The 24588-nt window shown below is 56.8% G+C and carries 16 protein-coding genes; 5 read left to right on the top strand and 11 right to left on the bottom strand.

The window, feature by feature from the left end; genetic code table 11:
- Positions 1 to 216: 216 nt before the first annotated feature.
- The 9 genes from SH661x_RS12515 to SH661x_RS12555 form a co-directional block, all read right to left on the bottom strand.
- Positions 217 to 888: a DUF4956 domain-containing protein gene (locus SH661x_RS12515; protein WP_437221835.1), complete on the bottom strand. Its 672-nt coding sequence runs from the start codon at positions 886 to 888 to the stop codon at positions 217 to 219.
- Positions 881 to 1666 (bottom strand): polyphosphate polymerase domain-containing protein, encoded by a 786-nt coding sequence (locus SH661x_RS12520; RefSeq protein ID WP_437221837.1) that lies wholly within the window; start codon positions 1664 to 1666, stop codon positions 881 to 883. Before SH661x_RS12520 ends, SH661x_RS12515 begins: the two co-directional genes overlap by 8 nt.
- 43 nt (positions 1667 to 1709) lie before the next feature.
- A complete protein-coding gene (locus SH661x_RS12525; protein WP_437221839.1) occupies positions 1710 to 3707 on the bottom strand; it encodes a CotH kinase family protein in 1998 nt (665 codons plus the stop codon).
- An 8-nt stretch (positions 3708 to 3715) separates the two neighbouring features.
- Positions 3716 to 6010, bottom strand: coding sequence for a serine/threonine protein kinase (locus SH661x_RS12530; protein ID WP_437221841.1), 2295 nt, complete (start codon positions 6008 to 6010; stop codon positions 3716 to 3718).
- Complete coding sequence (locus SH661x_RS12535) at positions 6007 to 6621, bottom strand: sigma-70 family RNA polymerase sigma factor (protein WP_437221844.1); 615 nt, start codon at positions 6619 to 6621, stop codon at positions 6007 to 6009. Before SH661x_RS12535 ends, SH661x_RS12530 begins: the two co-directional genes overlap by 4 nt.
- A gap of 180 nt (positions 6622 to 6801) precedes the next feature.
- Positions 6802 to 7137 carry a cupin domain-containing protein gene (locus SH661x_RS12540; protein WP_437221846.1) on the bottom strand — a complete coding sequence of 112 codons (336 nt, stop codon included), beginning with the start codon at positions 7135 to 7137 and terminating at the stop codon, positions 6802 to 6804.
- Positions 7138 to 7305: 168 nt separating this feature from the next.
- The gene (locus SH661x_RS12545; RefSeq protein ID WP_437221849.1) at positions 7306 to 7719 is read right to left on the bottom strand and encodes a VOC family protein; all 414 of its coding nucleotides are present in this window, start codon (positions 7717 to 7719) and stop codon (positions 7306 to 7308) included.
- A 235-nt stretch (positions 7720 to 7954) separates the two neighbouring features.
- Positions 7955 to 8527 (bottom strand): alpha-ketoglutarate-dependent dioxygenase AlkB family protein, encoded by a 573-nt coding sequence (locus SH661x_RS12550; protein WP_437221852.1) that lies wholly within the window; start codon positions 8525 to 8527, stop codon positions 7955 to 7957.
- Positions 8524 to 8844, bottom strand: coding sequence for a hypothetical protein (locus SH661x_RS12555; protein ID WP_437221854.1), 321 nt, complete (start codon positions 8842 to 8844; stop codon positions 8524 to 8526). The genes SH661x_RS12550 and SH661x_RS12555 overlap by 4 nt, the downstream gene beginning before the upstream one ends.
- 195 nt (positions 8845 to 9039) lie before the next feature.
- Here SH661x_RS12555 and SH661x_RS12560 point away from each other — a divergent pair, with 195 nt between their 5' ends.
- The 5 genes from SH661x_RS12560 to SH661x_RS12580 all read left to right on the top strand — a co-directional run bounded on the left by SH661x_RS12560 (position 9040) and on the right by SH661x_RS12580 (position 19039).
- Positions 9040 to 10503 (top strand): NADH:flavin oxidoreductase, encoded by a 1464-nt coding sequence (locus SH661x_RS12560; protein WP_437221857.1) that lies wholly within the window; start codon positions 9040 to 9042, stop codon positions 10501 to 10503.
- 321 nt (positions 10504 to 10824) lie between these two features.
- Positions 10825 to 11673, top strand: a complete 849-nt coding sequence (locus tag SH661x_RS12565; protein WP_437221860.1) for a helix-turn-helix transcriptional regulator — start codon at positions 10825 to 10827, stop codon at positions 11671 to 11673.
- 1052 nt (positions 11674 to 12725) lie between these two features.
- Positions 12726 to 17714, top strand: coding sequence for a CHAT domain-containing tetratricopeptide repeat protein (locus tag SH661x_RS12570; protein WP_437221862.1), 4989 nt, complete (start codon positions 12726 to 12728; stop codon positions 17712 to 17714).
- Between the two features lie 31 nt (positions 17715 to 17745).
- Complete coding sequence (locus SH661x_RS12575) at positions 17746 to 18042, top strand: hypothetical protein (RefSeq protein ID WP_437221865.1); 297 nt, start codon at positions 17746 to 17748, stop codon at positions 18040 to 18042.
- A 154-nt stretch (positions 18043 to 18196) separates the two neighbouring features.
- Positions 18197 to 19039 carry a hypothetical protein gene (locus SH661x_RS12580; protein ID WP_437221868.1) on the top strand — a complete coding sequence of 281 codons (843 nt, stop codon included), beginning with the start codon at positions 18197 to 18199 and terminating at the stop codon, positions 19037 to 19039.
- A 404-nt stretch (positions 19040 to 19443) separates the two neighbouring features.
- On the opposite strand, the gene SH661x_RS12585 is transcribed toward SH661x_RS12580, so the two are convergent.
- Complete coding sequence (locus tag SH661x_RS12585; RefSeq protein ID WP_437221871.1) at positions 19444 to 20880, bottom strand: DUF1501 domain-containing protein; 1437 nt, start codon at positions 20878 to 20880, stop codon at positions 19444 to 19446.
- 35 nt (positions 20881 to 20915) lie between these two features.
- Positions 20916 to 23903 (bottom strand): PSD1 and planctomycete cytochrome C domain-containing protein, encoded by a 2988-nt coding sequence (locus SH661x_RS12590; protein WP_437221873.1) that lies wholly within the window; start codon positions 23901 to 23903, stop codon positions 20916 to 20918.
- Positions 23904 to 24588: the final 685 nt, after the last annotated feature.

The raw sequence follows: 24588 nt of genomic DNA on the forward strand, positions 1-24588 counted from the left end.
AACTGGAACTGAGGAGGTCAGCCGGTTGCAACTGCAGATTCGCCGAGTGAACTACGGACCTCGGCTCCGGGAACTGTGCATCAAGAAGATCAGTCGGCAATGCGTCCGGAACATTTTTTCCGCTGTGACTGCGCCATCATTTGAAAAATGCACTCGCTCACGCTTCGTGCTCTGGCAGATCATTCATTGAGTTTTTCAAGAAGTCGAACTGTCGCACTAGCATCTGAGCTCCACTTCCTGCACACCCTCCAGTTGATTCAGTTGCACGGTCAAGGGGAGCGCGGCGTCCGCGTTCAACAATCGCGTGTGATACGACAGGTCCAGCGCCGCCCCCTGTTTGGCTGTCGCGATCGAATTCAATTCCCAGCGTTCCAGGTGAGAGCGAAACGTCGGTTCCAGGACCGCATTCACATCCCGTCCCAGGCCGATGCGGATATTCAATGTTCGGTCCAGGTTTTCTTCGGGAGAAACATTTTGACGTGGGCGGAACAGGTAGGCTGCCAGTGTCGTCACCGGGATCCCAACGATTGCCATCTCAAAATAGCCTGCTCCCACCGCCATTCCGATTGCAACCGCAAAGATCACGAAGGCCGTGTCACGCGTGTCTTCCACGACGGTTCGAAACCGGACGATCGAGAGCGCGCCGACGAGGCTGAACGCGCGGGCGACGCTATTCCCGATGGCCAGCGTCACCATGGCGATCAGGATCGTCAGTAAGACCAGCGTCGCCATCAGCGACAAGGACCGCGTTGACAACCGCCCCTGCGTGATCCGGTAACTGCCGGCGACGAGAATGCCGAAGACCAGTCCAAGTCCGAGCCGGAGAACGAGGAGCGGAAGCGAGAGTGACGTTTCTCCCGCAATTGGAGAGGTCAACCAGTCAGGCATACTTCACTTCCGGTTCCTTGAGACGGGACATCGCACCACAGGCATCCAGACACCGGCGATATTTGGAAAGTCCGGTTGTATTCAACTGAAGCTCTGCCACCAGTTGCTTGAATGCCAACGGCATCGCCTCCCGGAATTTCAGTTCCAAGACCACTTCTCCCGGCAGTAAGGGAAGCGCCTGCTCTCCAGTCTCGAGATTCCAGCTGGAAGTGAGCAGTCCCCGGATCTGACGGTCGAGTGTCAGCCTCAGAGGGCCTTCCGGACAGCTCCCCACAAACGCCGTTCGCTGATAAATCAGCAGGCCTGTCGGGACCAGCGATTTCCGCAACAGACTGTGATGAAACCAGTGCCCCTGCCAATCCGTGATCGCCAGTGTCTGCGCGAGAAAGTGGAGGTCGCTTTCCGGAACCGAGGTGCGGCGCTTGGCAACACGTTCTCCCCGACGCACTTTCCTTTCCAGATGAATCGTCGGTTCGTTTCCATAGCGTCTCAGCCGGTATTTCCTGCGGCGATATTTCGGAGTTCGATGATAAACATCCAGACCCACGGTATCGGTATAGAGACTGGTCACCTGATAGCTTCCGCTCTGTGCCGGATGGCCGTGCGGATCCGGCTCCATTTGCCGCGCGGCCCACGCTTCGACCTTCAACGCGACCGCTTCATCGATCAGAAACTTCACTTCGAAAGCTGTTGCTCCCTGGGCACGAGCCGTCAGGGAGGGAGACAGCGATGAAGTCGGTTCAGCATCATTGCTCACATCGAACCTCTCTTCACTCATTGGACAACTCATGACAAACTGCTCGCCGACCGGTCACACAGGATCAACGGGCAGTCGGTGCGGCGGTGGCTTTCAACAGGAATTCCTGTCGCTGATCGGCGAACGTGCGCAGCGGAAGCGTGCGGGTTTTCACGGAGTCGGACGGGCTGTCCGCGGTTGCGTGCACAAAGGCTTCGTAGGTGGTCAGCTTCCGGGTGTCCGCGTTCACCTCGTCGTTGAGGAGTTCGCGATATTCCGCGACCAGCGGTCCCAGAGAATTCCAGTCGAGTTGCTTTTCTGCGATCTCCCGAATGTTGGCGAGATACTGCTCTCGAAACTTCGGGACCGCGAGCAGTTTGCTATGCAGGGGCATGCGAGGGTTGTTGATTGCGACCAGGGGATCAACCGTGACGCTGGGGCGCATCATTCCCCCGCGCGGACCGCCTCTCATTCCTCCACCGCCGGGAGGTGGAAAACGCTCATCTCCTGGAGGCGGGAAACCGTTTCTGCCAGGTGGAGGACCTCCGGACGGCCTTTCTGGCCGCTCTGGCCCATCTGATCCCCCTGGTCCCTCGCGTTCTGGTGGTCGTCCATCGGGTGGGGGGAAGAAGTCTCTTCCGAATGGTGGTCCATCCGGTCCACCGGGACCCCCTCCTTCCGGTCGCGGCCCTCCGAATCCCGCCTGGCCATTCGCTGCATGGAAGGTTTCGTTCATGTCGTGAGGAATGACATGAAACTTCCCGTGAGAATCCAGATACAAGTTGTAATCACTCGCTCTGGTCCAGTACCCATCTTCGTTCACCAGGGCGATGTCATAAGCCAGAAACCAGAGCACTTCATCGATATCAAGAATCGGCGCCAGGGCTTCTTCGAGTTTCTCCGGGGGAGTCTGTTCGAGCACGCGGCACAGATTGATCAACGCCTTCCAGGAGTCTGGTTTATCTTTTGATTTGATCTCGAACCGCTGCTTGTAGTCCGAGATGTTCTCTCCGAGGTAACGCAGACCAGCGTCGGCTCCGGGATTGCCGGAAGCTTTCCAGCGGGCGCCGTCGGTCTCCCCGTAGTTTTCCTGCAGAAAATCCTTGTTGAACTGCTGGGCATTGGCATAGATTCCCCAGCTTTCTCCATTGATCACCACTTTGACGAAATTCACCTTCGGGGCAGGAATGTGTTCCCGGACCAGTCGCGAGTAGAGCGCGCCGCTCATCATGGAGGGATCGCCGTTGCAGTTGAGCAGGTTCAGGGTTTTATAACCGTACAGTTTCTGCTCCGGTTGCTGAAAATCGAGCGAGAGCTTCAGCGACCGCTTGGAGCCAGTGGGGATCATCATGAAGGAGGACATTCCCCGGAAACTGACTCCGATCTCGGGATAAGTCGTCCCGTCGACCACCAGTGTGGCCGGGACTTCGACGTCGGTATTCTTGAACGCCGCCAATTCGTCTTCCCAGTCATCATGCTCGAAAGTAACGAACAGCGTCCGGACGACCTTTGGCGAATACAATGGTTCACCCGGAAATTTCTGGACGTCCTCCTGCGAGACCTTGGGACCGGGCGTTCCCGCCACGCGCTCTCGTTCCCCCGGTGGACCAAAGCCACCCGGCGGCGGACTGAAGCCACCTGGAGGACCAAATCCACCACCTGGCGGGCCAAATCCATCAGGAGGAGGACCAAAGCCGCCGCGACCGCGACCCAAGCCGCCACGCCCACCGGCTCCCTGATCCGACAACCACTTTCGAGCGGCCTGCCGTTCCTCGTGGTTCAGGATTTTGTCTCCGTCCTTGTCAAACTGCTTGACGATTTCCTGATCCTGTGGCGGTCCAAAACCTCCCGGCCCCCCCGGTCCGACCGGCCGATTCCCTTCCGGCCCACCTGGACCAAAGCCTCCCCGTTCAGGGCGAGGTCCGCCCCTTTCAAGATCGCGTCCCTGTTCCGAAGGCCCCGGCCCCTGAGGTCTCTCCTGGGCGAGGAGAACACGGCTCTGTTCGAGAGACCATCCCGAAAGAAACATCCAGAGCAGTGTCGATCCGCCGCAGATCACCAGTGTGAGTCCAGTTGATTTCATGTTGTTCTTCATCGGTGGTGTCCCTGTTCCAGAGAGTGAAATCGAAAACCACCCGCTGGGAGCGGCGGCGGCAGACGTTGCAACGGCTCGGTCAGCGGTTCCCCGAGCAGTTTCTGCCAACGAGCTTGCTGTTCAGCGGAAAGAACTTTCTCCAGTTCTTTGTTGACCCTCTCAATGTTGCCTCGAGCAAACTCTTCCCCCGGCCCGTAGGGAGGCGGAGGGCCAGGAGGAGGGGCCATTGTGGAGAAGCTCAGTTCTCGCTCTGGCGGGGGACGAAATGGAGGAGGGCCTGGGCGGGGAGGGAGATATTCCGCCAGCAAACGGCGAATCTCTCCCCGTTGCTCAGCGGTCAGTTCCAGTTTTCCCGACAGGGGGCCGTCTTCCAATGCCAGCGGCCCCGCTTCCCGCCAGGCGATCTGCTGAAACCGCTCCTGCTGCTCCGGAGTCAGAACGCGTTTGACTTCCGCGTCCTGCCGCCGGGCCAGTTCCAGTCGCCGTTGTTCCCGCTGGGTGCGTCCCAGAGATTCCTTGTCATGGAGCATTTCATGCCAAAGGTCGACTACGGTCTGCAGCGATGCCTGTTGCTCCGCTGTGAGCTTCAACTCCCGTTGCACCTGCGGATACTGCAACAGGCGGTATTTCCCGACTTCGATGAGTGTGGTCATCTCGTTCAGGATCAGTTCCACCTTGGCAAGGCTCACTTCCAGTTCCCCTTGCAACGTAGCATCGTCGCGATGCTGATCGATGAAATTCTGATAGTACGTCAGCGCGGTTTCGAGCATCCGGAGCCGGGCTGTTTCCATCACGGGATGGCTTCCGAGCGTTTCATCCGCAATCCGGGTGAACTCATCCACCGCAGCCCGTGCCTGTTGGAAATTCCGTTCTGCCCGCTCGTGCTGTAAGGCGGCTTCAGCCGCTTTCGCACGTTCCCGATCATAAGCTGCGGCAGTCATCCACGTGGCGACGGACAGCCCAGCGACGGTTAACGCCAGCGCCGCGACACCGGAAACCACAATTCCCCGATGCCGCCTGGACCATTTCGCCAGACGCTCAAGCAGGGAGGGAGTGCGGGCACGAATGGGGAGATCTTTCAGGAACCGTTGCAGGTCCTCGCGCATTTCGCGGATGGAGTCGTATCGATCGCCGGGACTCTTGCCTAACGACCTCCGCGTGATGATGTCCAACTCCCGAGGGATCAAACGATCAAACGATCGGACCGACCGCGGTTCTTCTTCAAGAATGCGGTGCAGGAGTCCCCTCCGATTCTCCGCTTCAAATAAGGGACGAAGGGTTAACAACTCGTATAACGTGGCTCCCAGAGAATAGACGTCGGTCCGGTGGTCGACTTGCCCGGGTTGTCCACCTGCCTGCTCCGGGCTCATGTAGCGCAGGGTTCCCAGCAAGTCTCCAGTGTGAGTTAAGGTCTGGTCGGTTTGGATCTGCGCCAGTCCGAAGTCCGCCACCCAGACCTTCCCGCCATCATCGACGATGATGTTCGCCGGTTTTACATCACGATGGACGATCCCCAGCGAGTGGGCATAATCCAGCGCGTCCGCCGCCTGAACGATCATTTCCGCAACGGTGCGGTAATAAATCCCCTTGCGATGAACCCGTTGCGTCGTCAGTTCCGCGCTGAAGACCTGTCCTGTTTCCGCAGGCAGTTCCCGTTTGACCGGAGTCTGCGGTTCTGCCAGTCCAGCCGCAGAGGACGAATCGAACACCGTGGCTGGATGTACTTCTGCCTCTTCCTGCAGCCTGCTAATAAAGGATGCCAGATTCTGCCCTTCGATCAACTGCATGACATAAAAGTGGACTCCCCGTTCGCAGCCGACGCCGTAGACAGGCACGATATGCGGATGATGAAGGGAGGCGGCAGCCTGAGCTTCGTTACGGAACCGCTGCAACTGCCGGGCGTCAAGAGCTGCGGCGAACGGCAGCACCTTCACCGCGACCTTGCGACTCAGTGACAGCTGAACGGCTTCGTAGACCACTCCCATCCCGCCGCGACCGATTTCCCGGACGAGTTGAAAGTCGCCGAGCGGCTTACCCTCGGGCAGGGGGGCTGCGGACGCTGCATGTTCACCGGCAGCGCCCGACCGATCGCGCAGTTGTGGAGCGGCGGCGTGTAACATCTCGATCGCATCAAGATACGGCTCCATCGTCGCAATGAGATCAGGATACCGTAACTCCAGCTCTGCCCGGCTGGGATGCTCTCCCGCTTCGATCTGCTGGAGGTACTGCTGCACGATCTGAAAGACCTGTGAGCCCTCATCATCACCGGGAGGCATCAGCGGCTCATTCATCGTTTGTCTCCCAACTGCTGACGGAGCTTGGCCAGACCACGCAACCAGAGTTTTTCAACGCTGTCTTCCGTTTTCTCCATCCGCCGGGCGACCTCTTTGAACGGCAGTCCCTCCAGATTCCGCAACACGATCACTTCACGATAGTCGCCCGGAAGCCGCGCGAGCGCGTCGGCCAGCCTCACAGCCTCTTCATGACGACTGGCACGCTGACTGGGAGACGACTCCGGTGATACAAGGCCGACAGCGAGGTCGGCACCCAGCCGGACCGTCGAACGTCCCAGTTCTTCATCAATCCGCTGCTCCAGACGGAGGTCTCGCTGCTGTGTCCCGAGATAGTGTCGGAATAACGTCGCGAGCCGGGTCGCCAGAATCGACCGCAACCATTCCACCAGTTCCGCTTCACTCTCCCCACGAAACTGGGGAAACCCACAATGAGCGGCCAAAAATGTCTCCTGAACCAGATCGGATTCATCTGCCTTGCCCCGGAGCTTCGGACCGATCTGTATTCGGGCAAGGAGTTTGAGATACTGCCGATACGGCTCCAGCAACTCTTCGATCCGGGCGGAGTCCCCTGCCCTGGCGACGCGAATCTGATTGGAATCCACCGACATGTTCCCCGCCTCTCCGGAGCACTCCAGACGCGCCCCATACAGGACTGGTTGCGAAGCCGCCGGACAAACCGCCGCAAAAAAATGGAGGTTCGCGTATTTTTCGTTCATTTCCGAGAGACCGGAAGTGACTTGGACAACGGCAGGGGAAAGAGTTTGCTTCAAATCAGTCGAGATCAGGGATCACTCAACCGCGATAAACACTCCCAGCCAGATTGTTGACTCGTTGGCCGATGTCCACTCGACACGATGCTTCCGATGGGCGGGAATCAGCAGATGGTCCCCCGTCTTCATCGAAATTACTTCACCATTGTCGAAAGCCAGCTTCGCTTCTCCTTTGAGCACAATGACCCATTCATGCTCATCCTGATCATACCAGAACCCATCAGGGCTGCTGTGCCCCATTGAGACGATCCGCTCAATACGAACATTCTGGTTTTCGATGAGTACTGTGAAGAGTTCTTCAGGGAGCTGGGAAGGAAGGCCGTTAAAGAGATTTTCAGGGTGCAGAGTAATCATGATCGCCTTCTCGTTTCAGGTGGAGGCATCGTCTTGGCTCGACGCTCATCATGAACCTGCAGACTTTGCTGGCGAAACGACACTGTCCCCGGCGTGGCACGTTCATTGAGGAGAAAGAGAAAGACGGACATCTGGCGGAATGACTCACCATTTCACGGTCAAAAACTCTTACCAGCCGCTCTTCAGTCCCCACAGCCCCGGTGTGATCAGTTCAACCGAGTTGCCAGCCGGATCACGGAAGTAAATTGACTTGCCGCCTCGGGGCCACTCCATTTCGTGTTCAATGGCAATCCGGTGGGCGGTCAGATACTCCCGCCAGTGATCCAGCGAGGATGCATCGATTCCCATCGCAAAATGGCTCGGTCCTTTTGTCCCGTGAGCCGGGAATTGATCTCCTTTTAATGTGGATTCCGGTAGGAACGCCAGTAAGACGCTGGAATCCCCCACCTCGAAAAAGATGTGACGCCCAGGCTCTTTCCGGATGACCGGTAACCCGAGCACTCTGCTGTAGAAATCTTCTGCAGCGTCGAGGTCGTCGACATAGATTCCAGTTTCCACAACGGAGAGGATTTGAGGAGGCATTGCAAACTCTTTCTCGGTCTCTGAGTGTTGCGACGGTTGCCCGGAACAGACCTTCTCCGTTGCCGTCTTCCTCCGGACGGAACGCCCAGCTGAAGTCTGGACTGAAGACAACCTACCACATGTCTTTTCCTGCTGTGATCTCCAAAGGTGGCGTTCGAGATGGAGTCGACGACCACTTCTGAAGGGTTGGTCTAACGGAATTGAATTTCGATGACAAGATCCGGAGGAAAGTTGGTCATTGTGTCTGGATGATGTGCCTGAAGGTCAAGTTGATTCGCTCGCCGACGTTCACCCTGGTCTTCGGAACTTCGTGCTTCCAGAACTGCTGCATCGTCCCGGCCATGATGATGAGAGTGCCGTTGCCGACCTGGAAACTCCTCGTCTCCCTCGACTTGTTGTGTTTGATCCGAAATGTCCGGGTCGCTCCCAGCGACAAGGATCCGATGACGTTGTCCATTTCCGGTTCGTCGTCGGCGTGCAAGCCCATGCTGTCCTGGCCAGAACGGTAGCGATTCAACAGGCAGTAATTGTATTGGCCCTGAATTGATTCGATTTTTTGTTTGATCTCCAGCAACGTCGCCGTCCAGGGCAACGCCACATTGTCCCGGCCGGAATACCGATAGATGATCCCTGGCTCTCCATAGGATGCGATCAGCCGCGGCTGCAGATGACCGAAGATGCCTGGCTTCTGCTCCCACGCACACTCGTCCCGCAACTCAGCGAAGTAACGGTCTGCCAGCTGGGGTGTCAGGAAGGCTTCGTTGTAGAGCAGAATGCCGCCATCGTTCAGTTCGATCGTTTCCATCATCGTCGTCGTTGTCGTTCGTACGAAGACTTCCGCCTGCCGCAGACTTCCGTGTAGAAGTGTATTACGGGGATTCCTGTTAGAGAGAATGCAATGATAACGAACTTCCACGGTTCGTTCGGGCATACCCCCTTGAATTCTTCCCACCGGGCGTTGGCGTACGACTGCGATTCGAACTTCATGCCATCGGCTGGAACGATCAACGTGTCGATCGCCCCGGGGCAGTTCTTCGCCGCTCGATGGGCCCGGGATTCGATCACCCCCGGACGACCTGCCGCTTCAGCTCCCGGGAGATACGACTGACCGACGTGCACGGTCATGTGATTTATGACATCCTGACGTGTAGCGGGGGGGTTGGCAGTACCATGACGGAGCATTCGATTTCGCAGCGACAGATCACTTTTGACAAATCGTTTGTCACTTTTGCCATGTCGGTGATCCCGTCTCCTTCAGACAATGAGGGACCTGGTCACTCCATAGTTCCTTCTACAGTTCGTCGCATGGTCGGCATTCTCATGAGTTATCCTCGCATCGCCACACTGAAGAGCGCGTCTTTGTTTCGTGAACATCTCGATCGTCTTGGGATTTCACTCGCGTTTGATGAGGCCCTCGAATCTGGACCGGACGCTCCTTTGGCCCGTCCGTTGATTCGCAGCCAGGGGACGATCGGCAATCGCTTCTGCATTCTTCCGATGGAAGGCTGGGACGGAACCGAGAAGGGTTGCCCTACGGAATTGACGCGGTATCGCTGGCGAAACTTCGGTATCAGCGGAGCGAAGTTGATCTGGGGAGGCGAAGCGGTGGCGGTGCGTCATGATGGACGCGCGAATCCCAATCAACTCCTCCTCAACGAACAGACGCTGCCCGATATCTCCGACCTGTTGCAGCTCCTCAGTCAGTCACACGCGGAGAGATTTGGCCGCACGGATGATCTTCTGGTGGGTCTGCAGCTGACTCACTCCGGGCGGTTCGCACGTCCCAATGACAAGCGACGCCTGGAACCCAGAGCCCTGTATCACCATCCGCTGCTGGCTTCCAAGTATCGAATTCAGGATGATGCCGCCCTGCTGAGCGATGATGAAATCGCACAGCTGGTCGACGACTTCGTGATCGCAGCGCGGCTTGCCCAGCAGGCGGGCTTCCAGTTTGTCGACATCAAGCACTGTCACGGATATCTGGGACATGAATTCCTCTCGTCTTATGATCGCCCCGGCCGATATGGAGGCTCCTTTGAAAACCGAACGCGATTTCTGAAAGAGATTGTCGACGGCATTCGAACCGAAGTACCGGGGCTGGAGATCGGCGTGCGAGTCAGCATTTATGACTTCGCCCCGTTTCACGCGGGACCGGAAAACGTGGGCGAATCAATGTTTCTCGCGGAGGGTCTGTATCGATATGCGTTCGGGGGAGACGGGACAGGGCAAGGAGTCGACCTGACGGAGACGATGAAGTTCTTCGACCTGCTGCAATCGCTGTCGATTGAACTTGTCTGCTCGACAGCCGGGAGTCCGTATTACAACCCGCACATGCAGCGACCAGCTGCGTTTCCTCCTTCTGACGGATATCTTCCTCCGGAAGATCCGCTTGTCAGTGTCGCCCGCCAGATTGAAATGACCGCCAGGATGAAAGCCCGGTACCCCGGCCTGCTGCTTGTCGGCTCCGGCTATTCCTATCTGCAGGACTGGCTGCCGCATGTCGGACAGGCGGCCGTTCGAAACCAACTGGTGGATTCGATCGGTCTGGGGCGGATGGTGCTTTCATATCCCGAGTTGCCGGCCGACGTGCTGAGTGGAAAGCCGATGGTCCGAAGGAGAATCTGCCGGACATTCAGCGACTGCACGACAGCTCCGCGCAACGGGATGGTGTCGGGATGTTACCCGCTGGATCCCCTTTACCGGGAACGCCCTGAGCGGGAACTGATTGCCCAGATCAAGAGCGAGCAGCTGCAGACTCGGTCCGACGCAGCCCCTGCGAAGTGATTCGCAAGTGCGTTCCCTCTGCGGTTGAGGCTGAAGAGCGAACCGCAACTGGCGTCACGCTTCCCTGATAAAAGTGGGCCGAAAGGTTGTCCGTCTGCTGGGCAATGCATTCGTTGCAGCTGCTGATTCTGAGTTGTCGGTGAACCGTAAAGACTCCCTTGGCCGAACACCGGCAGAGGATCCGTCACATGGAACCGCTACAGTCGTTGTCATGGCTGCTGCGATTGGGGAGACTTGAGAACCTGTCGCCCGTCCTTCTACGATCCATCACCAGATTCGATCCTGCGTTCCGCCGTTCCCACTTGAATCGAATGGGTCTCCATGCCGAGCTGCTTCGACGAACTGTGTCTGGTCGAGCCGAGTCCGATGGCGCGTCGACTTTTGTGGCATGTCCTTTCTGTGGGAAGTGTCTGGCGCGACGAACTGGAGTCGCATGCAGCCCAGGATAAAGCGGGAGCCTTCCTCTTCTGGGTGAAATCGGGACAGGGTCAGCTGCAGATCGGCCGGATGAGCTGGGAGCTGAGTCCGGGAACGCGCTGCTGGCTTGTGGACCTGAGTACTCCCCGTTCCTATGTGCCGGACCTCGGGCAGAAGTTGATGACAACCGGGATTCGCTTCTCCGGACCGGCACTCGACACCTGGTTAACAGCCATGTCGCAAGGGGAAGAGTTCGACTTTGGTCGCACTGCCGAGGCCGCGCGCATTCATCGTGAACAGGCGCGAATTCAAGATCTGGTCACGCGACGTCCAGCGTTGTTCGAATGGGAAGTTCATCTGTCGCTGAATACCATTCTGGGGAGCCTGCTGACACTCCGGAACATTCTCGATCCCGAAACATCAAAAGCCGCTCCCTCGCCTGTGAAACGGGTATTGAATGCAGTGCTTGAGGACCCGCTTCGCGACTGGCGTGCGGCCGAACTCGCCCAGACCGCACGGATCAGTTACTCCGGCCTGAGAGCCATCTTCCGGGAATCGCAGGAAGAAAGTCTTTCCACCTTCCTGCAGCGGACCCGGTTACATCAGGCCCGCATGCTGCTGGCCAATGAAGGGCTCTCCATCAAGGAAATCGCAGCGAAGGCTCACTTTTCCAGCGTCTTCTACTTCAGCAAGTGGTTCCGCAGACAGACCGGCCTTTCACCAACACAGTTCCGTCAGTCGCTCCGGCATTAGCCCCTGAGACAGGGGCTTGTACTCCGCGATTTGGAAATATTGCATTGAATCAAAAAAAGATCGGTGAAACCGCGTTCGGTTTTGGTCGCCAGATTCGTCATCCATCAAGGCAGGAAGTCATTCGACCACACTGTCAGAAATGCGGCCCCATGCGGAGCGATGGGGTTGCGTATCGGTGACATGCAGGGCTCTGCCCCTCCCACGGATGTATGGGAGGGACGTCCAGAGTTTGTGTGCATTGATCTCTGCTTCTCTTACGGGGCCAGGAGAACTTCAGGTCATTACCGTTCTCAGTCTTAGGATCAAACACCCATGAAGGATCTGAATTGAACCACTCACGGTTTCAGAACAACTCCTCAACGTTTTCATGTTGCGAACCTTCCGTTGATCAGCGTTTGAGGGTTCGGGAGTTTGTACACAGGTGACGAGCTTCATCCATATCCCGGATTCGTCCGCATCGTCAATTGAGAGCCTCCCTGAAGAGATCGTCGTGTCCGCGCAGCCAAACTCGCCACCGACACACCTCGACCTGATCAATCGGATGCGCGAGGGCTGCGAAAGCAGTTTTCAGACCCCGCCAGGAAAAACTGCGGACCAGTTGTAACTGGAAGCCCAGGCCCGGAAGGCTTGGGAGCAACGGCAGGCTCCAGTCGCTATTATCGGGGCCATCAGTCAGGTTTCACTGCAGCATCAGCAGCAGAAGTGGCAGCAACAGCAGATGCAGCAGTTGCAGTTGCCGCAACAGCAACCGTGGGTGCAACCGAGGCGACCGTAAGGAATCGGTTCGATCGTGAGAAAGTCAGGGGCAGTTCCTTATCACACGGTATCTCCAGGACCAGTGATCTGAGATGATTTCAACTTGACTGAATTCGCAATGTCCAGGGGACACACGGAACGATGTGTCCCCTTCTTGCGTTTGTTCATCCGATACGGAAACGGTTCTGCGATGGATGGCTGGTCTCCTTGAAGCGATCACACGGGATTTCACTTCGTTCATTTTCCATAATCCATGCACGAGAGTCACTGCACCGAACAAGCAGGTTTCTTTTCCAATGAATTCGATCCTTCGATTTCTGGTCCTGATGGCGGTGATCGCCACGTTCACTTGCTCCAGCGATCTGTGTGCTCAGCAGAAGGAGCCCGGAGACGACGTTCGTATGACTCTGGTTCAGTATCGCGCACTGATGCAGCGTGATCTGCATCGATTGAGGGCGTATGGGGCGATGGCCAGGATGGATGGTCCGCTGGCAGCTGCAGAGTCTCGACTGGCCCTGCGAAAAGAGCAGGAAGTCTTCGGGGGGGACTACCAGGGCTCCCTGGAGACGCGAAAACTTCTGATCCTCTGCCTGTTGAGTAATGACGAAACCGACGAAGCAATCAGAATGTTTCCGCAAGAATCTCTTCTGAGAAAGATTCTCCGAAATTCCAATGACGAAGTGCGGACCCTGCGTCAGTTCAAGCGATTCTTCCAGGTGACCATCGACGTTCTGCTTCAGTCTGCGGGGCGCACGAACGAATTCTCGAAGGCTCCGCTGGAAATACTGGAAGAATGGCACCTCCTCGCCCGGGAGTTAGAGATACTCAGCTTGTGCCCGATGATTCCGCAGGCTGTCGCGAAATCGAAAATGACCGCGGGAGACTTACAGGGAGCACTCCCTTACGCACGAATGGCTTTCCAGGATTTTCATGAGGCAGATTTCGACCCCGAGAAGGCCATGGGTGACCTCATGGAAATACGAGAAACACTTTGCCAGGTTCTCGACCAGACGGCCGCTCTTCGAGAACAGGAAGGGAAATGGGAGGAGTCAGCTGAACTTCGTCAGGAGTCACTGTGTGTTATCGAACTCGCTGGAGGAAACACCGACACCGCGCGTCGTGCTCTGGACAGAACCCGTCTGATCGCGGGGTTGGATGCTGAAAAGCGATCCCAGTTGCAGAAGGCCGATGAGCTGCGCGAGGAAATGTGGCGGCAGGTCGAAAATTTTCAGATCGAAGTAGCCCAGAAAATCGCAGCCCAGACCTGCGAGATCTATGAAAGGATTCTGGGAAACGAATCCGTGGATTTTGGTCTGGCCAGCCGAGCCATGGGCTATCTCAACTGGCGTCAGAGGAATTACCGTCCCGCATTTGGCCAGATGGTTGCTGCGACAAGAGTTTTTCTCCTGACAAATGGGCCTGAAGACGAGTTGACCCGGGGGGTCGTAACCGATGCGATTGTCAATTTCACGCAGGCAGCGGCGATTGCGAATCCACTGGAACCAATCAGAAATGAGTTCGACTCATTCCATCAGCTGATCGCCAGTTCCTATCCGGAGAATCATCCGTCGTTGGCAGCCGTTCAAACCGCGGCCTTGCATCTGGAAAATCTCGAGAAGTTATCTCTGGAGCAACGGCAGAAACTTGCGGCATTACATCCGAAGCAGCAAGAACGGGATCAACTGCGCCAAGCCGGGAAATATGCCGAAAGTGAGGCCATCGCCAAAGAGCTGTGGACTCAATCGCGGGATCTATTGGGCACACGCGATCACTTTGTGCATCAGCAGTTGTTTGCGTTAGCAATGATCCAATCGGAATTCGAGAAGTTCGACGAATCCGTTTCCAATTACGAACTGCTGTTTCAAATCAGTGATCAGGCCCCTTTTAATCTGCTTGCGGAGTTCGGAGACCGGTTCCAGTGGCAAGCCGGCCTGTATTTTCGACTGAACCAGCCGGACCGGGCCATGAAATCCGTTGAACGAGGTTTGCAGGCGATGGACGCCGCCCAGGTTCGTGGGACGCCGTCCCACGCATGGCTGCTCCAGGTCCAGGCCCGTATCTGGCACAATGCGTATGCCAAACCAGCCATTGCCTTGCCGATTCTGCAAGAGGTTGTCGAAGTCCTGAAGAAGACGCGGGGCGCGACACATCTCGACACAGCGTTTGCGGTGGTGGAACTGGGTGAGTGCGAAATGACGCTCGGTCGTTTTGCAGACGCACGAGGTCATCTTGAAGAAGCGATGAAGATCTGGTCGGACTCCCCCGACGCTCGCCCCGTGACCCAGATCCAGAGCCTGAACTCGCTGGGGCGGGCCTATCTGAAAACCGGAGAATTCCAGTTAGCTCAGCGATCATTCCGAGAGGCGATCGAGCTCCAGACGAAAATCCATCCGCAGTCGAAGGAGTTGGCTTTCATCTATTCGAACCTGCTGCAGACCTCTTTCTATCAGCAGCAGCCGGCAACTTCGGAGAAACTGGTCAAGGAATTCCTTCGATCTCGCGAGCGAGCCTGTAAAGGGCAGCCACTGCAGGCGGAAAAGCAGATGTTGCTGCTGACGAAGGATTTGACGGGCGATTTCTGGGCTGCCCCGGACTCTCCGATGTCGAAGGCATGGGAAGACTCTATTGAAAAAGTGCTTTCACGGGCAGAGAAAGGCTTTCAGGATCACGCATCGGATTCCGGCAGTGAGTTGATTGAAATTCAAGTCCGAAGAGGGGTGGTCAAGCTTGGTCGAGGAGCTCCAGAGAAGGCCATGGCATTCCTGAATCAGGCCCGCGGGCTTTCGGTCAATACGCCTGATGTTCCGCCGTCGCTCATTGCCCAAATCAGTGCGAATCAATCAACTGCTGCAGCCATGCTCGGTGACTACTCCAAAGCGATTCTTTATCGTCGGGAAGCAATTGCGGCAGAATTGGCTCGCGGACAAACAGCAGGGTTACTTGTGGCTCGCAACCTGATCGAGCTTGGGAAACTTCTCAGTGTTACTGGGGATCTGGATCGAGCAGAAGATTCGTTGCTTCAGGCAGAAGCAATATTCAAATCAAGCGGACTTTTCATCGGTTCTGAGCATGAGCTGATACTGGCTGAAATCTATCTGCAGTCCGGACAGTTCGAACGCGCGGAAACATACGTGCAGAAGAACTTTCGTGACGCCGCGGAAACGACTTCCGGAAATGGGAAGAAATTGTCGCCCCGCCTCGCTGTCGCTCTCGCCATGATTGCTCTGGCACGCAATGACGCTTCACATGTGATGGAGATCTGGGAGCGAGTCCGGATGGAGCAGGAGGGGGATACAGATGCGGATCGCATTCGACAGCTGAAGTTGATTGTGGCCAATGCTTTGATGCGTCAGGGAGATTTTCCGGCCGCGAAACAGCATCTTGAGGAGATTCTTGCCACCTTCACCGAGGATACTCCCAGAGCAAACAAGCGAATTCCCCTTTACCTTGTGCTTTCTGAACTGGCAGAACGTCAGCACGATGATGCACTGGCCCTGCAGTACAGCCGGCAGGCGTTCCAGTTGGCAGTTGATTCCTCCACGGAATTCAGTATCGCCTTGTCAGAGCGGCAGCAGTTGCTGCTGCGAGAGCAGACCCGGCCGATCGTGGATCGATTTCTAACTCTCGCACTTCGAAACAACGTCGACATCAACGAAGTGTATTCCGTCGTCCTCTGGTGGAAGGGAGGGGTTTACCGGCGTCAGCGTTTTCTGAAAGAGCAGATCAGTCTGGGCGATGCTTCCATCCGGTCGCTCGCTGAAGAACTGGCTGCCGTGAACCATCAACTTTCAGCGACCGCGTTTCTGGGTGTGGCAAAGGACTCCAGTGATGACAAAAGAATCAGCAGTCTGGTTGCTCAGCAGGAGCTGCTCGAGGGAAGGTTGAACGGACTTATCCCCGAAAGTGGCATCGATGCAGATGCGATCCTTCGTCAGGCTGAAGGACTGAACCGGGCGATTCCCGACGAGGCGGTGCTGATTGACTATCTCGTTTATGTTCCCCGGCAGCTGGTTGATGAGCAGGCGACCTCGGGAAAGGAACACCTGCTCGCATTTGTGACGCAGCACGATGATCCGGTCAGAATGTTCGACCTGGGACTGTTGAGTCCAATCTCCGAAGAGATTCATCAGTGGAATCATTCCATCGTGCAGTCGAACGCCAAAGCATTTCGGGAGTCCGGCAATAAAATCCGCAGCCAACTTCTGACGCCACTGCCGCAGATCCCGTTGGAAAAAGCGATCCTTGTCTCCCCGGACGGTCCGCTCGCGCGGGTTCCATTTGCAGCACTGCCGACAGAAACGCAAGAGAAGTATCTGCTCGAAGAGCACCCGCTGGTCATTGTTCCTGGACCTCAGGAATTGATCTCCCCACGCCGTAAAACCGAACGTCCCGATGAGATGCCGAGTGCGGGATTGCTGCTGGTCGGTGACGTGGATTTCAGTGAATCGTCTTCGGTGAAGAAGCCGACTCCAGCGACCACTCCGGCTCCGCTGCTTGCACAGACTTTTCGAGGCGGGAACAACAACCAGATGAGTTGGAACCGCCTCCCCGGAACCCGGGCTGAAATGGAATCGATCGGTCGAATTGCCCAGCAACTCGATGAGGAAGTCCAGGTTGTTCAGCTTTCGGGGAGCGAGGCGACTGAAGACGCCTTTCGCAGGGACGCTCCTCAGTCACGCTGGCTGCACCTTGCGACTCACGGATTCTTCGCAACCACGGAGTCCGATTCAATGCACACTCACACGACCGGGACCCGTTCACTGGATGCTGCGGCACTGGGCCGTGAGCGGATCGCTGGGTTTCACCCGGGAATGCTGTCTGGAGTCGTCATGGCCGGGGCGAATTCCGCATCGACGTCGGACGCTGCCGATGGCATCCTGACGGCACTGGAAATGGCATCGCTGGATCTAAGCGGAGTTGAAATGGCAGTTCTTTCCGCATGCGAAACCGGACTGGGGGAGCGGACAAGTGGTGAAGGAGTTCTGGGACTGCAGCGAGCCCTTCAGGTCGCCGGTTGTCGGAGCGTCGTTTCCAGCCTCTGGAAAGTCGATGATCAGGCGACCCGGATCCTCATGGAAGAGTTTTACTCGAACCTCTGGAAGAAGAAGCTCAGCCGCCAGGAGGCACTTCGTCAGGCTCAGATTGCCATGTTACAGCGATACAACATCGCTGAAGGAGAGTTGCGTGGAATCCGTCGATTGAGGACGGACAACGATGCCGGAAAGTTCAATCGAACGCCACCGGTCTTCTGGGCAGCGTTCACGTTCAGTGGAGACTGGGAGTGAACAGCAATGCATCACCTCATCCCTGACCGCCATGCCGCAACAGATTCATCCGGTTCGTCAATTATTGAAGGTCGCCGCAGGGGGTGAGTCGTCCGAGGGGCGTCGACCGAACGTAAAGATTGAACTGGTCAAATTCCACAGTGAGTATCAGATTACCCACAGCGAACCTTTGCCGCTCACTGGCGATGCCGGGACCTTGCAGATGCACGACGGGGATATCTTTGCGTTACGAATCACCAATCATGAATCTCCGGGATCGGGAAGACCTGTGTACGTGACGGTCTTGCATATCGACTCCAATCCGGGAATCGAAGTGATCCTTCCGTAAAGTGGTTTCATAACTGCTCAATCAATGGGTTCGGGAGGGCGACGCTCCTGCGGAGCCGCATCAAAAATCACGCGTGAAATCCATAGCGGCTCGGCACGAGCCTCGCCCTCCCAGTTTTCAACACATTCTGACGGAAAGCAGCAGCTGAATCCTCATGATTACTGCCCGTTATAAGGCTGAACACGACATTCACGATCCGGGGTTACTCGAATCGATTCTTCAATCACGGGTTCAGGCCCACGTGGATGCCATTGACGATCCGGAGATTTCGGATTGTGACTTGCTGCTGGAAATTTCCCATTTTGACCCCAACGGGAAATGTACCATTCTGCTTTCCGGGCAGATCAATGGTCGCCCGATCGAAGACACTCTGGTCCAGGTCCATCGACCGCCGTCACCCTCTTTGTGGTCGTCTAAAAGTCCGCGACCCAAAGCGGGAAAAGAGTACAGAGAGCATGCTCGAAGAAATGGCCTGGCACTGTTCCTTGTCTGGCACGTCGTGGAATTTTTCCGAAGCATTGTGAGAAAAATATTCCCTTCTGAGACGGTCAATGCCATTGGCACTTCATTTTTCGTGGGCAATGGGCTGAAGTCGTTCGATGCATCAACGGCGGATGTCTGTCACAGCATCGATCAGCAGATCGGCCGTGATCCGACCAACGGCCAGCAGATTTTCTGGACCACCCTGTTACAGACGGTCGGCGTCGTCGTTGTCTTTTCCCTGCTGGGCGGTCTGTGGTTTGAGTTCTCGAAGGAAGCCCCGGGGAAGACAGTTATCGCGGCGTTGCTGGCCGGCGGAGCGCTGGCAGCTTCGACGTTCGCATCCGGAGTCTTGAAGTTGCCTCACAGATACCTGACCGTCGAACCAGCGGGGCGGGCCTTTTTGAGATCGTCGGGACTGCGGAGTCCAAGAATCCTGCGGTTCTTCGCATTCATTCTGTTCATCACGTCCCTCCTGATGCTGGGGGCAGCTGGCTTCCTGTTTTTCGGCAACTAACCCGGCAACGCTAAGCAGCAACGGAGGAAACGAGAATTCGCTTTCCCGAAATGCGAATGCTCCTGCTGTTCAATGCCGACCACTGAGGAAATCGTTCTGCTGAAGTTGAGCCCGGGTTTCAATTGATGTTGGATATGAAATATTCCAATGTGTGCGGATTCTGGCTCGTTAGCTGCTGTCTCAGGGAAGTGTGGCGGCGATTCAGGGAGAGTTGTCGCTCGAAAGCTGTGTTGATCGCCGCCGGAACGCCAAACGTTCGTGAGATTCGCTCTAATGTTTCCGACTGTGTGTCGGCAGACAGACTGGATGTCCCGTTTTTGCAATTCGCCGCCAGAGGAAGGTTCGGCGAAACCTCCCGGCAGGGTGCTGATGCGCTACGCATTCGTTCAGCGACCCCGCCTTGCTCATGCCAGAAGTTCCTTGACGATGTGCCCGTGAACGTCAGTCAGACGGAAGTCCCGTCCCTGAAACCGGAAGGTGAGCCTCTCGTGATTGATACCGAGCAGGTGCAGAATCGTCACGTGCAGGTCGTGAACATGGACTTTCCCTTCCGTGACGGAAAACCCCATGTCATCGGTCGCCCCATGAATCAGGCCCGGCCGGGTTCCCCCGCCTGCCATCCACATGGTGAATGCATCCACATGGTGGTCGCGTCCGATGATTCCATCTTCGGCCTCTCCCATGGGGGTTCGCCCGATTTCGCCTCCCCAGATGATGAGGGTCTCGTCCAGGAGTCCTCGCTGCTTGAGATCGAGCACCAATGCCGCCGACGCCTGGTCCACTTCCTGGCAGACCTGCGGGAGATGTTCTTCGAGGTTTTGAGTCGGTCCTCCGTGATGATCCCAGTTCGTATGGTAAAGCTGCACAAACCGTACCCCGCGTTCGACCAGCCGGCGGGCCAGCAGGCAGTTATTGGCGAACGAAGCCCCGCCTGGCTGTGCTCCATAGAGTTTCAGCGTATCTTCTGTTTCGTCTTGAAGTCGCATGAGTTCCGGGGCGCTGCCTTGCATCCGGAAGGCCGTTTCATACGCATGAATCCGCGTGGTAATTTCCGGGTCCTGAACTGTCCGGTACTGCAAGTCATTTAATTCGGAGACCGTGCTGATGAACTCCCGCTGAGCATCCATGGTGATGCCGTGGGGGTTCTCCAGATCCAGAATCGGGCTCCCTTGTCCGCGCAAAGGGACTCCCTGGTAAGTGGTCGGCAGGAACCCGCTGGACCACAGGGTGTTTCCCGCCCGGGGCCCCCGTGGTCCAGACTGAAGGACCACGAACCCCGTCAGATTGGAGGATTCGCTGCCGAGTCCATACGTCACCCAGGAACCCAGGCTGGGCCGGCCAGGGGCCTGAAATCCGCAGTTCATAAACAGCTTGGCCGGGCCGTGATTGAAGACGTCGGTCGTCATTCCCCGCAGCCAGCAGACGTCGTCCACAATTCGCTGATGATGTGGTAGAAGATCACTCAGCGACATCCCGCATTCGCCATAACGCTGAAACGTGCGGGCGGACCCTTGCAGTTTCGCGTCCGGCTTGAGAAAGGCGAATCGACGGCCTTCCGTGAAACTGGCCGGAGGAGTCTGGCCGTCGTATTTTCGCAGCAGTGGTTTGTCTTCGAACATTTCCAGTTGGCTGGGGCCCCCAGCCATGAACAGGAAAATAACGTTCTTCGCCTTAGCCGGATAATGTCCGGAGTGGGCTGCCATCGGACTGGTCACGGGACCCGCCAGGGCGTTTCCGTTCAACAGCGAAGCCAGCGCCATGCTCCCCAGACCGATCCGGCAGTCCTGGAGAAAATGCCGACGGGTGAGGTGATCTTCGGGGCGGAATGGGAAACTCAGCATGTCGTATCTTCTATGAGAAGGTTTTTCCACGCAGGTCATTTTCGGTTTACAAATTCATCGGTGTTCATCAGGACCCGCGAGAGACTGATCCAGGCAGCAGCGTCCGCCCGCTGGTCTTCCTTGAAGAGCGGGCCCGGTGCCACCTGTTCCGCCGATTTGAGGTCGGCGGCGTATCGGTTCTGCTCCTTCTTCCAATAGCGTTCCAGCACCTGCTGCTCCGCGGCATCCGGAGCGCGAACCAGACAAAGCCGGAACAGGAAGTCGATCCGTTCAGTGAGGTCTGCCTCCGGGGCCGGTTCCGACAAAGCCCGCTGTGCTAAACCTTGCGCCAATTCGATAAAGATCAGGTCATTCGCCAGGGGCAACGACTGGAGCGGGGTATTGGAACGGGGACGCTGGGTGCAGGCTGCGCTGAAGCCTGGAGTGTCGAACGTCGACAGCAACGGATGCGGATCGCTCCGGTACAGCATGGTATACAGCGTCCGTCGATAACGGTCGGCCCCCTGACTTTCCGGCCAGGTTTTCTTGACCTGAGTGAAGCTGTATACGCCATCCGGCTGAGGCGGATGCACGCTGGGCCCGCCGATTGTCGGAGTGAGCCGTCCGCTCGCGGACAGGGCCATGTCCCGTATGATCTCCGCTTCCACCCGGAATCGAGCCTGTTGTGCCAGCAGAAGATTGCGGGGATCAACATTCAGAACGTCGGCCCGCACGTTGCTGGATTGGCGATAGGTGGCGGAAGTGACGATCTTCCTGTGAAACGCCTTCATCGACCAACCTTGCTCCATGAACGAATGTGCCAGCCAGTCCAGCAGTTCCGGGTGGGTCGGCGGGCTGCTCTGAAATCGGAAGTCGTTTTCCGTTTCTACCAGTCCCCTGCCGAAATACCGCATCCAGATCCGGTTGACCGTCACCCGTGCGGTCAGCGGGTTGTCACGGCTGACGAGCCACCGGGCCAGATCAAGACGGTTGTGGAATGTCGGGAGCGGCTGGAGAGACTTCGTCAGGGACGGTGGCACTCCTGGCTCCAGGGGCCCCTGATTTTTGTCGGGTTGCAGAAAGTTTCCCCGGTCCAGCCGATAGGTCTGCGGAGGAGAATCCATGTCCCGCATGATCATCTGGGGGGATTTACGCCCCAGCCCCGGCAGACCAGCTTCCAAAGTATTGATCTGTTCCCGCAAGAGTTTCAGAGATTTGGCGAGTTCGAGTTTTTCCCTGATCGGGACGACGGTCGTGAGATCCAGGGCGAACCGTCCGATCACGTAGCTTTTCGGAAGGTGATGGCTCAGCACCAGCGTCACCGTGTTTCCGGCGCCGACGTCCAGAGTTTTTTCCAGAATCAGCACGAGTTCATGTGGAGCGTTCATCGCCAGATCAGGGGTCTTCTGTTTCTGGTCTTCACCCACGTTGATCGCCCATCCGGTTTTCGCATCCTGATCCAGAACTTGCATCGCAGGAAAGCCGGGTTGTTGATGATCAGCAATCGCCTCGATGAAGCGGATTTGTTTTCCCTCCACTTCCAGTTCCGCATCCGTCAGGACGAAATTTCCGTTCTCCGCCAGTCCGGGACCGTTCTGAGGAAGTGACTCATGCGGCAGAACTCGCAGTCGGATCGCCTGTACTTGTCCTTCAGGAATCGGAATCGTGACGCGATAAGTCACTGATTCGCCTCCGTTCCGGTTGCTCAACAACGACCCATCCGGCAGGCGTTGAAATGTTTCGTTGAACTCCGTCACGGCATCCGTGATCTCCGCTTGTCGCCAGTTCCACTCCGGTCCGTTTGTCGCCTGCGACTCCAGTTCCTTCTCCTGCTGTTCCTGAGCCTCCAACTGTTGGCGCAGGCTTTCCAGTTCCTGTATTTCCGCCTGTTGAGCGGTCGTCAATCCGAACATTTCCTGCTGATAGACTCCAATCGTCGGGCCGTCGTCATTGGCGTCGACACAGCTGTTGAAAAAGGTATACAGCCGGTAGTAATCATCATGCGAGATGGGATCGAACTTGTGAGAATGACACTGGGCGCAGCCAATCGTCAGTCCCAGCCAGACCGCACCCGTCGTGTTGACCCGGTCGACGATCGCTTCGTGACGGTACTGGTCCGGCTTCACTCCCCCTTCCTGGTTGATCATCGTATTACGATGAAACGCGCTCGCCACCAGTTGGGACTTGGTTGGATTCGGGAGCAGGTCCCCGGCCAGTTGCTCGATCGTGAATTGGTCGAACGGCAGGTCCTGGTTCACGGCCTGAATGACCCAGTCCCGGTACGGCCACATGGTTCGGGGCATGTCGACTGTGAAGCCATGTGAGTCGGCATAACGGGCCTGATCGAGCCAGTGCCGTCCCCAACGTTCTCCGTAATGCGGGTTGCGGAGCAGCCGTTCCACCAGTTGCTCATAGGCATCCGGGGAAGGGTCTTTCACGAAGGCCGCCGTTTCTTCTGGTGTTGGGAGCAACCCGATCAGGTCCTGGTAAAGCCGCCGGATCAGGGTCGGCCGGTCCGCTTCCGGAGAGGGGGGCAGCCCATTTCGCTCCAGCCGTTCCAGAATGAAAGCGTCAACTTCGTTGCGAACCCAGGACTGCTGCCGGACGGCTGGAATCGGCGGGGCCTGAACCGGTTCGAACGCCCAGTGTTCTTTGTAGACGGCTCCCTGTTCGATCCACTGTCGAAGCAACTCGATCTGGTCTGCCGTCAGATGCTTGTTGGACTCGGCCGGCGGCATTCTCTCCGACTCCTCCGTGGACAGAATGCGCGCGAGAATCAGGCTTTCCTCGGGACGATGCGGCGTGATGGGCCGGGTGCCATCCCGTTCAGCAATGGCGGCGTCACGGAGATCCAGCCGTAAGTCGGCATGCCGCGTGCCTGCATCCGCCCCATGACATTGAAAACATTTGTCGGAGAGGATTGGGCGGATGTCCCGCCCGAAATCGACTTCGCCCGCCAGACAGAGTGTCCCCGCTGTCTCCATTCCCCACTGAACAAACAGCAGCGACAGCAGGATCGACAGGGACGGCCCTAATTTCGTCATGTTGAAAACGTCTTTGCTTCCACGAGATATCGGGGGCCTGCCATTGTCTCGCCTCCCGAAGGACACACTCCGAATGTTTCGTACTTGTTGAGCGAGGCAAGCCCAGGTCGTTTGAGAATGTTGCGACATGGTTTCCAGCGTGCCGATTCGCGAGCCTGCTGGACGGAGTGAAGGTGAAGGTCAGACAGAATCGCGATGATTGCAACCACGGCGAGTCACTCGAAAAGGATCAAACCACGGGCAAAGGACATTTCCCGGAAATTCCGAATTTTTGCGGAATCTGACAGCGAATTTCCTTCTGATCACTCCAGAAAATTCCAATGCAGGCGAGTGAAACAATTTTCACAAAGCCATATATTCGCATAAAACTCCAGCGGACATCTTGAATGATCTCCGCATTTTTTTGAACAATCTACGCAGGGGGCAGCTGTTCTGAAAACAGTCTTCAGAAACAATCTCGTTTTCATGGTTGCCAAAGTCTTTCAGCGAGAACTCGCACTGTTTCTATTGTAATCAGTAATTGTCCAGTCAGGTTCAGTTTCAGGGACGAACAACTGCCCAGTCTGAACATCGAGCTTAACCCTCGCCTGAAACGTGTCGGGAACTCTTCCGACGTCGAGATCCCGGTGATTGGGTAAGTCGACCCCTGACTCGCTAACTCCTCGGAAGTGACGTGGTGAATGTC

Source organism: Planctomicrobium stercoris (assembly GCF_051465655.1).
Lineage (GTDB): Bacteria > Planctomycetota > Planctomycetia > Planctomycetales > Planctomycetaceae > Planctomicrobium.

What these genes read in the sequence shown, in the direction of transcription:
- SH661x_RS12530 (WP_437221841.1), bottom strand. Translation starts at nt 6,010, where the DNA reads ATGAATGAGCCGCTGATGCCTCCCGGTGATGATGAGGGCTCACAGGTC.
- SH661x_RS12590 (WP_437221873.1), bottom strand. Translation starts at nt 23,903, where the DNA reads ATGACGAAATTAGGGCCGTCCCTGTCGATCCTGCTGTCGCTGCTGTTT.
- SH661x_RS12570 (WP_437221862.1), top strand. Translation starts at nt 12,726, where the DNA reads ATGAATTCGATCCTTCGATTTCTGGTCCTGATGGCGGTGATCGCCACG.
- SH661x_RS12520 (WP_437221837.1), bottom strand. Translation starts at nt 1,666, where the DNA reads ATGAGTGAAGAGAGGTTCGATGTGAGCAATGATGCTGAACCGACTTCA.
- SH661x_RS12535 (WP_437221844.1), bottom strand. Translation starts at nt 6,621, where the DNA reads ATGTCGGTGGATTCCAATCAGATTCGCGTCGCCAGGGCAGGGGACTCC.
- SH661x_RS12540 (WP_437221846.1), bottom strand. Translation starts at nt 7,137, where the DNA reads ATGATTACTCTGCACCCTGAAAATCTCTTTAACGGCCTTCCTTCCCAG.
- SH661x_RS12580 (WP_437221868.1), top strand. Translation starts at nt 18,197, where the DNA reads ATGATTACTGCCCGTTATAAGGCTGAACACGACATTCACGATCCGGGG.
- SH661x_RS12560 (WP_437221857.1), top strand. Translation starts at nt 9,040, where the DNA reads ATGAGTTATCCTCGCATCGCCACACTGAAGAGCGCGTCTTTGTTTCGT.
- SH661x_RS12545 (WP_437221849.1), bottom strand. Translation starts at nt 7,719, where the DNA reads ATGCCTCCTCAAATCCTCTCCGTTGTGGAAACTGGAATCTATGTCGAC.
- SH661x_RS12565 (WP_437221860.1), top strand. Translation starts at nt 10,825, where the DNA reads ATGCCGAGCTGCTTCGACGAACTGTGTCTGGTCGAGCCGAGTCCGATG.
- SH661x_RS12525 (WP_437221839.1), bottom strand. Translation starts at nt 3,707, where the DNA reads ATGAAATCAACTGGACTCACACTGGTGATCTGCGGCGGATCGACACTG.
- SH661x_RS12585 (WP_437221871.1), bottom strand. Translation starts at nt 20,880, where the DNA reads ATGCTGAGTTTCCCATTCCGCCCCGAAGATCACCTCACCCGTCGGCAT.
- SH661x_RS12555 (WP_437221854.1), bottom strand. Translation starts at nt 8,844, where the DNA reads ATGACCGTGCACGTCGGTCAGTCGTATCTCCCGGGAGCTGAAGCGGCA.
- SH661x_RS12575 (WP_437221865.1), top strand. Translation starts at nt 17,746, where the DNA reads ATGCCGCAACAGATTCATCCGGTTCGTCAATTATTGAAGGTCGCCGCA.
- SH661x_RS12550 (WP_437221852.1), bottom strand. Translation starts at nt 8,527, where the DNA reads ATGATGGAAACGATCGAACTGAACGATGGCGGCATTCTGCTCTACAAC.
- SH661x_RS12515 (WP_437221835.1), bottom strand. Translation starts at nt 888, where the DNA reads ATGCCTGACTGGTTGACCTCTCCAATTGCGGGAGAAACGTCACTCTCG.